Source organism: Tomitella biformata AHU 1821 (assembly GCF_000524475.1).
In the GTDB taxonomy this organism is placed as follows: domain Bacteria; phylum Actinomycetota; class Actinomycetes; order Mycobacteriales; family Mycobacteriaceae; genus Tomitella; species Tomitella biformata.
Map to the genome: position 1 here is coordinate 14,879 of NZ_BAVQ01000072.1, position 14,922 is coordinate 29,800.

The 14,922-nt window shown below is 67.3% G+C and carries 15 protein-coding genes; 11 read left to right on the forward strand and 4 right to left on the reverse strand.

Annotation, left to right across the window (positions count from 1 at the left end; all coding sequences use genetic code 11):
* Positions 1-50 precede the first annotated feature (50 nt).
* The 3 genes from TBIF_RS17375 to TBIF_RS17385 all read left to right on the forward strand — a co-directional run bounded on the left by TBIF_RS17375 (position 51) and on the right by TBIF_RS17385 (position 3,935).
* Positions 51-1,238 (forward strand): ATP-binding protein, encoded by a 1,188-nt coding sequence (locus TBIF_RS17375; protein ID WP_024796026.1) that lies wholly within the window; start codon positions 51-53, stop codon positions 1,236-1,238.
* Between the two features lie 147 nt (positions 1,239-1,385).
* Positions 1,386-2,465: a VIT1/CCC1 transporter family protein gene (locus TBIF_RS17380; protein ID WP_024796027.1), complete on the forward strand. Its 1,080-nt coding sequence runs from the start codon at positions 1,386-1,388 to the stop codon at positions 2,463-2,465.
* A 66-nt stretch (positions 2,466-2,531) separates the two neighbouring features.
* On the forward strand, positions 2,532-3,935 hold the full coding sequence (locus tag TBIF_RS17385; RefSeq protein WP_024796028.1) for a glucose-6-phosphate dehydrogenase: 1,404 nt from the start codon (positions 2,532-2,534) through the stop codon (positions 3,933-3,935).
* Here TBIF_RS17385 and TBIF_RS17390 read toward each other — a convergent pair.
* From TBIF_RS17390 to TBIF_RS17400, 3 genes are read right to left on the reverse strand one after another with little or no spacing between them, the layout of a single operon-like run.
* Positions 3,932-4,315 carry a RidA family protein gene (locus tag TBIF_RS17390; protein ID WP_024796029.1) on the reverse strand — a complete coding sequence of 128 codons (384 nt, stop codon included), beginning with the start codon at positions 4,313-4,315 and terminating at the stop codon, positions 3,932-3,934. The two genes, TBIF_RS17385 and TBIF_RS17390, sit on opposite strands and share 4 nt — an antisense overlap.
* A gap of 14 nt (positions 4,316-4,329) precedes the next feature.
* Complete coding sequence (locus TBIF_RS17395) at positions 4,330-4,965, reverse strand: LON peptidase substrate-binding domain-containing protein (RefSeq protein WP_024796030.1); 636 nt, start codon at positions 4,963-4,965, stop codon at positions 4,330-4,332.
* A 51-nt stretch (positions 4,966-5,016) separates the two neighbouring features.
* Positions 5,017-5,865, reverse strand: coding sequence for a DUF3159 domain-containing protein (locus TBIF_RS17400; RefSeq protein WP_051461615.1), 849 nt, complete (start codon positions 5,863-5,865; stop codon positions 5,017-5,019).
* 186 nt (positions 5,866-6,051) lie between these two features.
* On the opposite strand from TBIF_RS17400, the gene TBIF_RS17405 reads away from it, so the two are divergent.
* Positions 6,052-7,077 (forward strand): aldo/keto reductase family protein, encoded by a 1,026-nt coding sequence (locus TBIF_RS17405; protein WP_024796032.1) that lies wholly within the window; start codon positions 6,052-6,054, stop codon positions 7,075-7,077.
* On the forward strand, positions 7,074-7,997 hold the full coding sequence (locus TBIF_RS17410; protein WP_024796033.1) for an aldose 1-epimerase family protein: 924 nt from the start codon (positions 7,074-7,076) through the stop codon (positions 7,995-7,997). The genes TBIF_RS17405 and TBIF_RS17410 overlap by 4 nt, the downstream gene beginning before the upstream one ends.
* On the opposite strand, the gene TBIF_RS23895 is transcribed toward TBIF_RS17410, so the two are convergent.
* Positions 7,990-8,721, reverse strand: coding sequence for a helix-turn-helix transcriptional regulator (locus tag TBIF_RS23895; protein ID WP_024796034.1), 732 nt, complete (start codon positions 8,719-8,721; stop codon positions 7,990-7,992). The genes TBIF_RS17410 and TBIF_RS23895 overlap by 8 nt on opposite strands.
* Before the next feature lie 433 nt (positions 8,722-9,154).
* Between TBIF_RS23895 and TBIF_RS17425 the strand changes: the two genes are divergently transcribed.
* From TBIF_RS17425 to TBIF_RS17450, 6 genes are all read left to right on the forward strand, one after another.
* Positions 9,155-10,393 carry an acyl-CoA dehydrogenase family protein gene (locus TBIF_RS17425; protein WP_024796035.1) on the forward strand — a complete coding sequence of 413 codons (1,239 nt, stop codon included), beginning with the start codon at positions 9,155-9,157 and terminating at the stop codon, positions 10,391-10,393.
* Positions 10,394-10,510: 117 nt separating this feature from the next.
* The gene (locus TBIF_RS17430) at positions 10,511-11,149 is read left to right on the forward strand and encodes a TetR/AcrR family transcriptional regulator (protein WP_024796036.1); all 639 of its coding nucleotides are present in this window, start codon (positions 10,511-10,513) and stop codon (positions 11,147-11,149) included.
* Positions 11,150-11,291: 142 nt separating this feature from the next.
* Positions 11,292-12,380, forward strand: coding sequence for an S-(hydroxymethyl)mycothiol dehydrogenase (locus TBIF_RS17435; protein ID WP_024796037.1), 1,089 nt, complete (start codon positions 11,292-11,294; stop codon positions 12,378-12,380).
* Positions 12,377-13,009 (forward strand): MBL fold metallo-hydrolase, encoded by a 633-nt coding sequence (locus TBIF_RS17440; protein ID WP_024796038.1) that lies wholly within the window; start codon positions 12,377-12,379, stop codon positions 13,007-13,009. The genes TBIF_RS17435 and TBIF_RS17440 overlap by 4 nt, the downstream gene beginning before the upstream one ends.
* A gap of 50 nt (positions 13,010-13,059) precedes the next feature.
* Entirely contained in the window at positions 13,060-13,740 is a 681-nt protein-coding gene (locus TBIF_RS23900; protein WP_148302316.1) for an MOSC domain-containing protein, read from the forward strand.
* Positions 13,741-13,841: 101 nt separating this feature from the next.
* Positions 13,842-14,909, forward strand: a complete 1,068-nt coding sequence (locus tag TBIF_RS17450; RefSeq protein WP_024796040.1) for an alpha/beta hydrolase — start codon at positions 13,842-13,844, stop codon at positions 14,907-14,909.
* Positions 14,910-14,922: the final 13 nt, after the last annotated feature.

The window sequence follows — 14,922 nt, forward strand, 5'->3', positions numbered from 1 at the left end:
CTGGCTAGAGTCGTAGATATTCACCTGATCTCGTTGCTACCGTCGGCGGCATGGACCCAGTACGCAATCCCTATGCGCCTGGCGCAGGGCAGCGGCCGCCGGAGCTGGCGGGCCGTGACAAGCAGATCGAGGCCTTCGAGGTAGTGCTTGAGCGCATTGCCCGCGGCCGTCCCGAGCGCTCCGTGCTGCTGACGGGTCTGCGCGGGGTGGGCAAGACGGTGCTGCTGAACAAACTGCGCTCGTCCGCCATTTCCCGCAGTTGGGGGACCGGGAAGATCGAGGCGCGGCCCGGCCAGGGCCTGCGCCGTCCGCTGTCCTCCGCGCTGCACATGGCGGTGCGCGAGATCGCGCCGGCGCACCGCGATCCAGAGCAGGTGGAGAACTTCCTGGGTGTGCTGAAGGCCTTCGCACTGCGCGCCACCGCGGACAAGGGGATGCGGGAGCGCTGGCAGCCGGGCATCGACGCCGTCCTGGTCTCGGGCCGGGCGGACTCCGGCGACATGGAGATCGACCTGGTGGAACTGCTGCTCGACGCGGCCGCACTAGCCCGAGACGTGGGCGTGGGTATTGCGATCTTCATCGACGAGATGCAGGACCTCGCGGCAGAGGACGTGTCCGCGATCTGCGGCGCGTGCCACGAGCTCAGCCAGGACGGCGCCCCGCTGATCGTCGTCGGGGCGGGCCTGCCGCACCTGCCCGCGGTGCTGACTGCCTCCAAGAGCTATTCAGAACGGCTGTTCAGCTATCACCGCATCGGCCGCCTGGACCGCGATGCCGCGGACTTGGCGCTGACGGCGCCGGCTGAGCGGGAGGGCGTCGAGTTCACGCAGTCGGCGCTCGACCAGTTGTACTCGGCGGCGGATGGCTACCCCTACTTCGTGCAGGCCTACGGGAAGGCCGCGTGGGACCAGGCGGCGACGAGCCCCATCACCGATGTCGACGTTCGGGTGGCGGCGCCGCTCGCTGAGGAGGAGTTGGCCGTCGGCTTTTTCGGTTCGCGCTATGAGCGTGCGACGCCGGCTGAGCGGGAGTACATGCGGGCGATGGCCGAGCTCTCGGGGGACGACGGGCCGGTGCCGACCGCGTCGATCGCGGAGCAGCTAGGGCGCAAGCCCGCGTCGCTGTCCCCGGCGCGGGACGGGCTGATCAAGAAGGGCCTGATCTTCTCGGCCGAGCGCGGCTCCATCGGGTTCACCGTCCCGCACTTCGGCCGTTATCTGCGGGCGCAGTCGGAATAGCCGCGTCATCTTTGTATATATCAATCTAGTGTAAAAACTAGATTGGTATATATATCCCTCATGAGGTCATCGTGGGATCGCCTGCTCCGGTAGGGTTGCCGACCATGTGGTCACAGTTTCAGCAGGTAGTCCAGGGTGCGGCCGGGCATGGTTGAGGAGCGGCTCAACGCGACGCCGACACAGGTCAAGCGCTGGCGCGGCCTGCTCGCCGATGAGCGTGCGGAGGCGGGTTTCTACCGCACCCTCGCCGCCCGGCACGAGGGCGAGGACCGCGAGATCCTGTCCGCGATTGCGGACGCCGAGGAGCGCCACATCTCGCACTGGGCGGACCTGCTCGGCGACGAGGCCGGTGAGGTGGGGCGAGGCAGCTATCGCCTGAGACTGCTGGGCTGGCTATCCCGCTGGTTCGGCTCTGTGTTCATCCTCGCGCTCGCGCAGCGGGCGGAGACCCGCTCACCCTATTCGGTGGACCCCGACGCAACCCCCGCGATGGCCGCAGACGAGCGCGTCCACGAGGAGGTGCTGCGCGGCCTCGCCGCGCGGGGTCGAGCCCGGGTCTCGGGCACGTTTCGCGCCGCCGTGTTCGGCGCGAACGACGGCCTGGTCAGCAACCTGGCGTTGATCCTGGGCGTGAGCGCGGGCGGCGTCGCCCCGGAGGTCGTGCTTCTGACCGGCATCGCCGGCCTGCTCGCCGGCGCGCTGTCGATGGCGGCGGGGGAGTACATCTCCATCCGCTCGCAGCGAGAACTCCTGGAAGCCTCTGAGCCCAGCAGCGACGCGGCCCGGGTCCTCCCGGATCTCGATGTCGACGCGAACGAGCTCGCGCTGGTCTACCGGGCGCGGGGGATGCCCGCCGCCGCGGCGCAAGCGCACGCCGACGAGGTGCTCGCCGGCAGCTCCCAGTCCCTGGAGCACCCGGGCGGCGGGGAGGCTAACGGTGAGGACATCGTCGGCTCGGCCCGCGGCGCAGCGATGTGGAGCTTCCTCTCGTTCGGCCTGGGCGCGATGGTGCCGATCCTGCCGTTCCTGTTCGGCCTGACCGGCATCGCGGCGCTGGCCCTGGGGATCGTCCTCGCCGGGGCGGCGCTGCTGACCACCGGCGCGATCTCCGGCATCCTGTCCGGTGGCCCGCCGCTGCTGCGGGGCCTCCGGCAGTTGGGAATCGGCGCCGCGGCCGCCCTCATCACGTATCTGTTGGGCCTGGCCGTTGGCGTCACGCTCGGCTGAGCTCGTGTCTAGGCTGGCCACAATGCAATCTTGGGCGTGGGGCGACCCGCGGAATTGGAGCTAGTCATGCAGGCAGCGCACACCGACGTCTTCGTCATCTTCGGCATCACCGGCGACCTCGCCCAGAAGATGACGTTCCAATCGCTGTACCGGCTGGATAGGCGTGGCCTGTTGGACTATCCGCTGATCGGGGTCTCCAACCAGGACATCACGGCCGATGAGCTGATGGCCTCCGCGCGGTCCGCGTTGGAGAATCTAGACGAGGACATAGACGAGGACGCGTTCGCGGCGTTCGCCGCCCGCTGGTCGTATATCTCCGGCGATGTCGGCGCCCCGGAGACGTATGAGCGGCTCGGCAAGGAGATCCGCGCCCGGCAGCGCTCGGGCTCCGACGAGGTCCGCAATGCGCTGTACTACCTGGAGATGCCGCCGTCGCTGTTCGGCCCCATCGTGGAGCACCTCGGCGCCGCGGGCCTGGTCGGCGGCGCGCACGTGGCGGTGGAGAAGCCGTTCGGCCACGACCTCGCGTCGGCGCTCGAGCTCAACGCCCGCCTGCGCGCGGTGATCGGCGAGGATCAGCTGCTGCGGGTGGATCACTTCTTGGGCAAGGAGCCCGTGATCGAGATCGAGTACCTGCGCTTCGCGAACCGCCTGCTCTCGGGGCTGTGGGATCGAGATTCGGTCACCTGCGTCCAGATCACCATGGCGGAGAGTTTCGGCGTGGAGGACCGGGGGCGCTTCTACGATCCGGTGGGGGCGATGCGCGACGTCGTGCAGAACCATCTGTTCCAGGTGCTCGCGCTGGTCGCGATGGACCCGCCGGTCGGCGGCGCGGCGCACGACCTGCAGGATCGCAAGTCCGAGGTGTTCCGGTCCATCCGGCCGCTGGACCCCGCGCAGTGTGTGCGCGGCCAGTACGACGGCTACCAGGGGATCGACGGCGTCGCTGCGGACTCCGACACCGAGACCTATGTGGCCATGCGCCTGGAGATCGACAACTGGCGCTGGTCCGGGGTGCCCGTGTTCCTGCGTGCGGGCAAGTCGCTGCCCGAGACGGTCACCGAGGTGCGGCTGTTCCTGCGCAGCACCCCGGCCGTGCCCTTCCTGCCGGGCATCGAGACCGTGGAGCCCAACCAGATTGTCCTGCGCATCGACAAGAACGCCGGGGTGCGGCTGCAGCTGACAGGGCACGACGAGGCGGATCAGTGGCGACCCGTGCATCTGGACACGCTGTTCAAGCAGGAGTTCGGCGCGCCCCAGCTGCCCTACGAGCGGCTTCTGCACGCGGCGCTGGTTGGGGACCATCGGCTCTTCGCCCGCGAGGACGCGGTGGAGGAGACCTGGCGGATAGTGCAGCCGCTAATCGACGCGCCGTCGGCCGTGCAGCCCTATGCCCAGGGCTCCTGGGGCCCGGCCAGCGCAGCCGAGCTGGTGGCCGGCTACCCCGCGTGGCAGGACCCCTGGGTTTAGTTCTCGAGAGACGCGATCGCGTCGATCTCCACCGTCGCGCCATACGGGAGCGCGCTGACCTCCATGAAGGTGCGGGCGGGCCGCGGGTGCGCGAAGAGCCGCTCGTACTGGCGGTTGGCCTCGTCGCGCAGCGTCACGTCGGTGACGAAGTAAGTCAGCTTCACCACGTCCGCGAGGGTGCCGCCGACCGTCGCGAGGCGCTCGGTCATCCGGTCGATGGCGGCGTCAAGGGCCTCGCGTCGGCCCGGTACCGCGACGCCGTCCGCGTCGATGGACAGCGCACCGGAGACAAAGGCGAGGCCGCCCACCGCGACGGCGGGGCTATACGGATGGGGGTCCAGCTCAGACTGTGGTGAGGGGCTCTGGGTATCGGCGGGCATGGCTTTTCTCGCTTCTACTCGGTTAGTTGGAACTCGACGATGGCGAGCACCCCGGCGATCGCGTCGGTCAATGCCGCCGCACGCTCCTGGGCGCCGGGTGCGCTCAGGATGGACAGTCGATCGGCCTGGCCCATCGGGACCTGCGTGGCCAGGGCGTAGAGCAGGTCGCCAGGGTCGGCAGGCAGATTCTCGAACTTCGGCGGGGGTGGGGAGACTGCGTTCTGCCGCTCCGCGAGCCGGTCTATTCGACCGTACAGGTGCGTGATGTCCTCGAGCAGCGAGGTCACCTCCACCTGGGGCGGCCCGGTGGGGGTGTCGGGCCAATCCTCCACCTCGGCAAGCGGATACGGATCGTCCGCGAGCCAGCGCGTGACGCGGATGCGGTGCTCGCCCAGGCAGTCCAGCTGGAATCGTCCGGGTCCGAGCCCCCGATGGCCGACGATCCGCGTTCGCACGCCGACGCCCTGGCGCATCTCCCCGCCACCAACCTCCGAGCCGCGCTCAATCAGCACCACACCGAACAGCGGGCCGGCGGGTGAGGCCAGACAATCCGCGAGCAACTTCTGATAGCGGTCCTCGAACACGTGCAGCGGCAGGCTCTCGCCCGGCAGCACCACGCCCCCGAGCGGGAACATCGGCAAGATCGGCATGCTTAGAGCATGCCCCATGCCGGGTGGATGGCGCGCGAAGATCGCGGCGGGTCAATGGAGTTCGCGCGCGGGCTCCCCCGACTCGGTCTGATGGATGGCGAAGGCCCCCACCACGCCGACGACGATGAGCGCGACCCCGAACCACACTGGCGCGGCGCTCAGGCTCAGCGAGACGATGCCGACCACGGCGGTCATTTTCAGCAGCGGGCTCAAGAACTCCGTGAACGGCGGCGCGGGCTCCGCGCGCTGGCCGTCGGGTTGCGGCGACTGGGCGCGCGCGACCTTCGGGTACCACGAGGTGAACTCCGCGGCGACGAGGATCGCGATGATCTGGATGATCCAGTTGGTCCACACGTTGCTGGAATTTTGCAGCGCCAGCTCGCCGATCAGCCCGGCGATAGACGCGACGAGGAACGCCGCCGCCCACACCGCGGTGATCGCGTAGTTGATCCTCATGAATGTCGGCGTGTGCCAGTACTGTTTGGCAACCTGCTCACGGGCGTACTGCATGGTGAACGGCATTCTGAACAGGATCGAGGCCACGATCACCACCGTCAGCGTGATATTGCTGATCTCGCCGAGCCAGGTCTCGAGCCAGCGCAGCCCGTCGGCGCTGACCACGTGCGAGAGCACGAGCAAGGCGGTGAAGAACGCGACATCCACGACGTTGAGAATCTTGAGCGAGCGACGGCGGAGCAGATCCATCGCCACAAAGAGCACCGACAGCGCCAACGCGGCCGCCGCCGCCCAGCTGGTGCGCCCGGGGCCCTCGAAGACGCCGACGACAACCCAGGGGATCAGCCCGATGATGGGACTGTCAAGAATCCGTCCGACTTGGCCCGAGAAACCGGGATCCGTGATTGACGTGGACGTGTCAGACACCTGGCTATGACCGTTCATCGCAGCACGCTTTCAGCGGGACGCAGATTATTAAGGATTGATGCGGATCTCACGATACGCCCCGAAAGCGCCGTTGATAAGGGTTTTTCGTTCCGCTTCCGCAGTTCGCCCCGCACACCGGGCGGGGTGTCTAGCGTGGTGGGTGGGACGAGCACCCTCGATCGCGGCCCGGATGAGAGGCAAGCCATGGCATATCGGTTCTTGGGCGAGAGCGGCCTGAAGGTATCGGAGGTGGTCTACGGGAACTGGCTGACGCACGGTTCGCAGGTGGAGAATGACACCGCGACGGCCTGTGTGCGGGCGGCTCTGGACGCGGGCATCACCTCGTTCGACACCGCCGACGTGTACGCGGACGGGGTCGCGGAGTCGGTGCTGGGGGCGGCGCTGCGCGGCGAGCCTCGGGAGTCCCTGGAGATCTTCACCAAGGTCTATTTCCCGGTGGGGCGACGAGGCCCGAATGACACCGGGTTGTCTCGCAAGCACATTCGCGAGGGCATCGATGGCTCGCTGCGCCGGCTCGGGGTGGACTACGTGGATCTGTACCAAGCGCACCGATTCGATCACGAGACCCCGCTCGAGGAGACGATCCAGGCGTTCGCAGACGTGGTGCGCCAGGGCAAGGCCCTCTACATCGGCGTCTCGGAGTGGACCGAGCAGGAATTGCGGGAGGGCCAGGAGCTTGCGCGGCAGGCAGGCTTTCGCATCGTCTCCAACCAGCCCCAGTACTCGATGTTGTGGCGGGTCATCGAATCCAGGGTGGTGCCAGCCAGTCGCGTGGTGGGGATCTCGCAGATCGTGTGGTCCCCGATGGCGCAGGGCGTGTTGAGCGGGAAATACCTGCCGGGCCAGGCTCCGCCCGCCGGCTCGCGCGCCACCGACGACAAGGGCGGCGACGTGATGATCAAGGGCTACCTGCGGGATGAGGTCCTCGCCGCGGTGCAGGGGCTTCGGCCGATTGCCGACGGGCTCGGAATCACGATGCCGCAGTTGGCGATCGCGTGGGTGCTGGCCAACGACAACGTGTCCGCGGCGCTGGTGGGAGCTACGCGGCCGGAGCAGATCGCGGAAAATGTCAAGGCGCTGGAGGTGCGGCTCACCCCGGAGGTGCTCATCGCCATCGACCACGCGCTGGGCGGGCCCGACTCTGAGCTGATCGAGAGGGATCCGGCGAGGACGAAGAGTCCGTCGCATCGGCTCGGCGGCGTCCGTTGACCACGGCGCACCCTCCGTCCGGGGATCAGCACACGATCCGATTCCACGACCAGGTGGCGACGATTGTCGAGGTCGGCGGAGGGATTCGGTCCTATGCCGTGGGCGGCCGAGATGTGCTGCACCCCTACGATATCGAGGCGATGTGCGATGGTGCGCACGGAACGCCGCTGATTCCCTGGCCGAATCGGCTGGCCGACGGGAAGTACGTCTTCGACGGTGCCGCGCAACAAGTTCCGCTGACGGAGCCGGGCAAGGGCAATGCGATCCACGGACTCACCCGCTGGCGCTCCTGGACGGCCGCCGAGCGCACCGACGCAGCGGTGACGATGGCGATGACTCTGCGGCCGTCCCCCGGCTATCCGTTCGCGCTGGCGCTGCGCATCCGCTATGCGCTCGGGGACGATGGGCTGAGCGTGCGCACCACGGCCCGCAATATCGGTACACACGAGTGCCCCTACGCGCACGGGCAGCACCCGTATCTATCGCCCGGCCGGGGCTCGCTCGACGACTGCGTGCTCGAGTTCGGCGCCGCGACGAGGATCCGCACTGATTCAGAGCGTCAGCTGCCGGTGGGGGCGGTGGCCGTCGGGCGCGGCACGGACTACGACTTCACCGGGGGGCGGTCCCTGCGAGGGCGGTTGCTCGACGACGCCTTCACAGACTTGGACCGCGACGGCGAGGGGCTGGCCCGGGTGATACTGCGCCGGCCGGATGGGGGGCGGGTGCGGCTGTGGGCCGACTCGGCGTTCCGGTATTTACAGGTCTACACCGCGGACACCCTCGCACCGGCGCGTCGGCGGGGCGGGGTCGCGGTGGAGCCGATGACGGCGCCATCCAACGCTTTCGCCAGCGGTGAGGGGGTGATTCGGCTCGCGCCGGGCCAGACTGCGGAGACCAACTGGGGTGTGATGCTCAGCTAGCGGCGGCGGGGTCCGCGCCAGAACCGTTGCTCCCGCTCTCGGCCGACTCGTTGGGGAGAACGGCGGCCTGGCACATCGTCGGGGTGGCCCACGGGGTGATCTTGGCCTGATAGCCGACTCTGGTGAGGCGCTCGATGGTGCCGCGCAGCAGCCCCAGGTGGATATTGCACACGATCTCTGGGTGCTCGGCGGCGATTGCCCCGAATGGGCAGGCGTGTAATTCGAAATGGATGCCGTCTGCGGTGTCGAGCAGTTCCGGCTCGAAGCCGATCTCGGTGAACATCGCGTTGACCTCGGCGGCGACCTGGACGAGCGGGCGCTGGCCCGCTTCGCTCTCGGAGATGCTGGATTTCGCCCACTCGCGGCCGGCCTGCTCGGCGCGTTCTGCGGGGGTGCCCCCGGTGTTGGAGGCCCAGCTCTGGGCCATGAGCCGGGAGAGCTGCAGGTAGGAATCCTCCTCCGAGGTCTGCGCCATCTGCGAGACCGAGCTGTAGAGGAGCCGGGGGCGGCCGCGGCCGTTGCTGGGGGCGGTGGTCGACGCCACGAGGCCCGCGGTGATCAGCGCCTCGAGGTGGAACCGGACCGTGGTCACATGGAGCCCGCAGATCTCGGACAGCTGATGGGCGTCAAGGGGGCCGCCGGCGGTGCGAAGTTCGTTGATGAGCGCTACTCGGCTCGGCGAGGACAGTGCCGAGTGAGTTTTGGCGCGGTTGGTTGCAGCCATACGTACCATTTTGTACTACCTCTTTTAAGTATGAGTAAAATTCGGTAAATTGATGCGCGAGGTTGTCAGCCGGGCCGGGTGGCACACGTGATCGCGGAACCCGACATCGACGTCATGGGCCGCGCGTGCGTCGAGGAGTACCCCGCCGACTGTCTCTACGAGGTGGCCGCGCGCTGTGTCCCCTGCCAGGGTGGGAGTGAAGCGGTGACGGGCAAGGCTTCCTCTCTCTCGCGAAATACCGGGACGTTAGCAATGTAAACGGTTTTCCTGACTCGTGCGATTGGCACGTCCTGGGATCCCACTGGACGGTATAAATGGCGTCCACCTTCCATTCGCAACGCGATATATAGGAACGTGTTCTATATTTAGCGCAGACGTGTAACCCGGACGGCCGAGGCTGCCGCTCGGGACCCCCTTGAACGGAGTTGTACAGATGTACGAGTGGTCCGAAACTGATCTGATGGTGCGCGATGCGGTGCGCGGGTTCATCGACAAGGAGATTCGGCCGGTCTCGGAGCAGTTGGAGAGCGGCGAGCTGCCCCCGTTCGGCGTGCTCCGCAAGCTGTTCCAAGCCTTCGGCCTCGACGAGATGGCCAGGGAGTCGCTGCAGTCCGCGCTCGATCGCGAGTCCGGCGTCGTAGCGGAGGACGGCGAGAAGAAGGACGGCGGCTCCTACAGCGGTGCCGGCAGTATGGGCGTGATCCTCAACAGCGAGCTGGCCACCGTCAGCCTCGGCCTGGTCGCGTCGATGGGCGTCTCCGTCGGCCTGACCGTCGGCACCATCCGCAGCCGGGGAACCCTGGCGCAGAAGAAGCGCTGGCTGCCCGAGCTGGTGACATTCGAGAAGGTCGGCGCCTGGGCGATCACCGAGCCGGACTCCGGCTCCGACGCGTTCGGCGGCATGAAGTCGACCGTGCGCCGCGACGGCGAGGACTACATCCTCAACGGCCAGAAGACGTTCATCACCAACGGCCCGTACGCCGACGTGATGGTGGTGTTCGCCAAGCTCGACGAGGGTGACGCCACGGTCGACCGCCGCGACCGCAAGGTGCTCACCTTCGTTCTGGACACTGGTATGGAAGGCCTGGTCCAGGGCAAGCCAATGAAGAAGATGGGCATGAACTCCTCGCCCACCGGCGAGTTGTTCTTCGACAACGTGCGCCTGACGCCGGACCGCCTGCTGGGCGAGAGCGAGGAGTTCGCCAAGAAGGACGGCAAGGCGAGCGCGAAGGACAGCTTCGTCGCCGAGCGCATCGGTATCGCGTCGCTGGCGCTGGGCATCATCAATGAGTGCCATCGCCTGTCCATCGATTACGCGAAGAGTCGTATGCTCTGGGGCCAGCCAATCTCGCAGTTCCAGCTCATCCAGCTCAAGCTAGCCGAGATGGAGATCGCCCGGATCAACGTGCAGAACATGGTCTTCAACGCGATCGAGCGGATGCAGGCCGGGCATAAGATCCCGCTCTCGGAGGCGTCGGCCGTGAAGCTCTACTCCTCGCGCGCGGCGACCGAGGTGGCGATGGAGGCGGTGCAGCTCTTCGGGGGCAACGGCTATATGTCCGAGTACAAGGTGGAGCAGCTCGCCCGCGATGCGAAGTCGCTCATGATCTACGCGGGCAGCAACGAGATCCAGGTGACGCATATCGCGAAGGGTCTGCTTGCTGATAATTGAAAGGCAGTATGACTATTAACGTCGGGCCGACGGTGATCCGTCGGCCCGGCCTTAAGATTTGGACGGTCGATCGACTCGGAAGCTGACAGTTCGATCACCGTGTCGTAGCATGGGCCCATGACAGAGCGAGTTTCCGAGCGCCGATACCGCGGCCTCCCCCCCGAAGTGCGCCAAGCTGACCGCCTGCATAGATTCCGCGAAGCTGGCCTGGACGCGTTCGCGACCTCGGGGTATATGAACAGCTCTGTGCCAGAGATCTGTAAACTGGCCGGATTGTCGACTCGTCAGTTCTATGAGGAATTCTCCTCCCGCGAGGGTCTGATCCTGGACCTGTACACCCGCATCCACGCCGAGGCCCGGGCGAAGGTTATCGAAGCTGTGGAGGGGGCGGTCGGCCGCAGCTATCGCGAGGTGGCCACCACAGCCGCGACGGCGTACATCCACGCGATCGCGGACGACCCGCGGCGCGCCCGCCTGGCCTTAGTGGAGGTCGTCGGCCTGAACCAGAAGGTGGAGGGCTGGCGGGAAGCCAACACCGCCGACTGGGCCCAACTGATCGAAAAAATCCTCCGTGACATGGTGCCGGCTGGCCACGAGCCCACCGGCGGCTACCGGCTGGTGATGGTGGGGATGGTCGGCGCCGTCAACGCGCTGGCCCAAGACTGGAGCGAGAGCTCGCCCCGCCCGCCGATGTCGGACCTCATCGACATCATCATCCCCCTGACGCTCTCCCTGTTCGGCCTTCCGCTCGAGTAGTCGCCTGGCGCTGTCGGATGCGTGGCCTGGCCAGCATTCCCACGCGCCCAATGGTCAATGTCGGCGGGCGATGAGATCATGGTTTCACGTACCTGTTCGTTGAGCTCTCGCGAACAGGATGTCATGAGCTCAGGAGGCCACGTTGTCACAGACAGTCATGGGCGTCATTGCCCGATCCAAGGGTGCGCCCGTCGAGTTGGTTCCGATCGTCATCCCTGATCCCGGCGCTCGCGAGGTCGTTGTGAAGATCGCGGCCTGCGGGGTCTGCCATACCGACCTGGCGTATCGCGATGGCGGCATTAACGACGAGTACCCGTTCCTGCTGGGCCACGAGGCCGCGGGCATTGTGGAGACCATTGGCTCCAATGTCACGCACGTGCAGGTTGGCGACTACGTGGTGCTCAACTGGCGCGCGGTCTGCGGCCAGTGTCGGGCGTGCAAGAAGGGCTCCCCGCACCTGTGCTTCGACACGTTCAACGCCGAGCAGAAGATGACCCTCGAGGACGGGACCGAACTCTCACCGGCGCTGGGCATCGGGGCGTTCGCGGATAAGACCCTCGTCCACGAGGGCCAGTGCACGAAGGTGGACCCGGCTGTCGATCCCGCCGTCGCCGGTTTGCTGGGCTGTGGCGTGATGGCCGGCCTGGGCGCGGCCGTGAACACCGGCAACGTGGGCCGGGGGGACTCTGTGGCCGTGATCGGCTGCGGCGGCGTCGGCGATGCCGCGATCATGGGCGCGCGCTTGGCAGGGGCGTCGACGATCATCGCTATCGACCGCGACGCGCAGAAGCTCGAGTGGGCGGTTGACCTCGGCGCGACGCACACCATCAACGCAACCGAGGTCGCCGACGTGGTCGAGGCGGTCAAGGAGCTGACCGACGGGTTCGGCGCGGACGTCGTGATCGACGCCGTCGGCCGGCCCGAGACCTGGAAGCAGGCGTTCTACGCCCGCGACCTCGCCGGCACCGTGGTGCTGGTGGGCGTGCCCACCCCGGACATGGTGTTGGAGATGCCGCTGGTGGACTTCTTCTCGCACGGCGGGTCGTTGAAGTCGTCCTGGTATGGGGACTGCCTGCCGGAGCGGGACTTCCCGACGTATGTGGACCTGCACCTGCAGGGCCGGTTGCCGCTGGACAAGTTCGTCACCGAGCGGGTCGGCCTCGGCGAGGTCGAGGCCGCGTTCGAGAAGATGCACGCGGGCACGGTCCTGCGTTCGGTGGTGGTGTTGTGAGCGGCGAGTTGCGGATCGACCATGTGGTGACGTCGGGGCAGTTCTGCCTGGACGGTGGCTGCTGGGACGTCGACAACAACATCTGGCTGATCGGCGATGACTCCGAGGTGGTCGTCATCGACGCCGCGCATGCGGTCGAGCCCATCGTCGCGGCCATCGGCAACCGGAAGCTCGTGGCGGTGCTGCTCACGCACGCGCACAATGACCACATCACCGTCGCCCCGGAGTTGGCCGCGCGCTATGGCGCACCGATCCTGCTGCACCCGGATGATGATGTGCTGTGGCAGCAGACCCATCCCGGAGTGGAGTACACGCCGTTGGCGGATCAGCAGCGGATCCCCGTCGCCGGCACGCACCTCGAGGTGCTGCACACGCCCGGGCACTCACCGGGCTCGGTGTGTCTTTACCAGCCGGCAAAGGGTGTCGTATTCAGTGGCGACACGTTGTTCAATGGTGGGCCGGGGGCGACGGGCAGGTCGTTCTCGGACTTCCCGACGATCATCGCCTCGATCAGCGAGCGGCTCCTGACACTGCCCGGCGAGGTGCAGGTGCACACCGGGCACGGGGACAACACGTCGATCGGCGCGGAGGCCCCGAACCTGCAGAGCTGGATCGACAGGGGCAACTGAGCATCAGCGGTATCGGCACGGTTCTGGAACTGCGCACCTCGATTATCGGGGTGCTTGATCGCGCGAGCGTCGGCGGATCTGGGACCGTGCCGTCCGCTATGGGCAAGCGCCTCCGCGGGGGGCCCGTGTGGCTGGGGGAGCTCGGGTTCGACGGCGATCAGCAGGCGGACCGCAAGAACCACGGCGGGCCGGCCAAGGCCGTGCTGGTCTACCCCGCCGAGCACTACCCATTTTGGCTTGGCCGGTATGGCTTCTCATTCGACGACCGCGGGCTCGGCGAGAACCTCCGAACCAGGGGGTGGGACGAGACGACGGTGCACCCCGGCGACCGCTTCCGCATCGGCGAGGCGCTGGTACGGGTCACCGCTCCGCGCCGTCCCTGCTACAAGCTGGGGTTGAACCAGGGCATCAAGGATCTCGCGGTGCACGTGCAGGCCACCGGCCGCACGGGTTTCTACCTGGCCGTAGAGGGGCCGGGTTTCGTCGAGGTCGGCGTCGCCATCGAGCTCGTCGAGGCCGCGGCGCACGGCGTGAGCGCCTTCGAGGTGAACCGGGTGCTCAACATCGACAAGTTCGACCAGTCCGGCATCGAGCGCGTGCTGACCGCGGCCGACTATCTGCCCGGGCCTTGGGTGGAGAAACTGTTGGGCCGGAGGGCGTCGACCCGCGATGAACCGCCGAGGGGCCCGGCGTCCTTGGCGGCCGAGGACGATCCGCGGCTGTTCGGCTGAGCCGCACGCAGAATAACTAAGCCGCCTGAATTGACGTTACTCCCCAGTAACAAGTGTTACCGTCGGACGCTGTCGTAATTCGACGTTCGGGAGGGGTAAACGTGATCCAGAATCGACGTGGCCGTGTGGTGGGGATGGCAGGCGCAGCCTTGATCGCCTCGATGCTGCTGTCCGGCGGCATTGCGGGTGCCGCACCGGACACCGGGAGCGAGGGTGCCGATGACGCGATCCGGGGTTTCACCACCCCCGAGTTCCTGCAGGACGAGCCGCAGCCGTTGCCGCTGACCCGCGACGGCATCTCGGCGGCCGCAGTAGTTGAGAACCAGCAGATCTCGGAGCAGGTTCGCAAAATCACGATCGCCTCGCCGGCCTTGGGCCGTGACGTCACAGTCGATGTGCTGCTGCCTGCGGACAACTCCGTCCCGCGGCCGGTGCTCTATATGCTCGACGGCGTCGACGCCCCCGACGACTACAGCAAGTGGATGATCAACGGCGCCCCCGAGTTCTTTGCGGATAAGAACGTGAATGTGGTGCTGGTCAACGGCGGTGAGGCCAGCATGTATACGGACTGGGAGCAGGAGGACCCGGAGCTGGGCTGGAACCAGTGGGAGACCTACCTGACCCAGGAGCTGCCGGCGCTGATCGACGCGGAGCTCGGGACCAGCGGGGTTCGCGGGATCGCGGGCAACTCGATGGGCGCGCAGGCCGCCCTGATGACGGTCACCCGAAACCCCGAGCTCTACAGCGCAGTGGCGGGTTTCAGCGGCTGCTATTCCGCGTCGGATCCCATGGGGATGCTCACCACCCGCTCCACCGTGACCGCGCGCGGGGGCGACCCCGACAACATGTGGGCACCCGGCGGCCCGGCCTGGGAGCAGCACGACTCCGTGGTCAACGCCGAGGCGCTGCGCGGCAAGACCATCTACCTGTCGGTGGGCAATGGCGCCGTGGGCCGGCATGAGCCCAACCCGACGCTGTCCAACGTCGTCGCCGGTGGAGTCCTTGAAGGCGGTGCCAACTACTGCACGCGGTCGATGGATGCCCGCCTCGGCGAGCTTGGTATCCCCGCGGTGATCGATTACGAGCCCGAGGGCATCCACGCCTGGGGCTACTGGACTGACCAGCTGCCGAAGATGTGGCCGACGATCTCGGCGGGGCTGGGGCTGTAGCTGCGGGGAACAT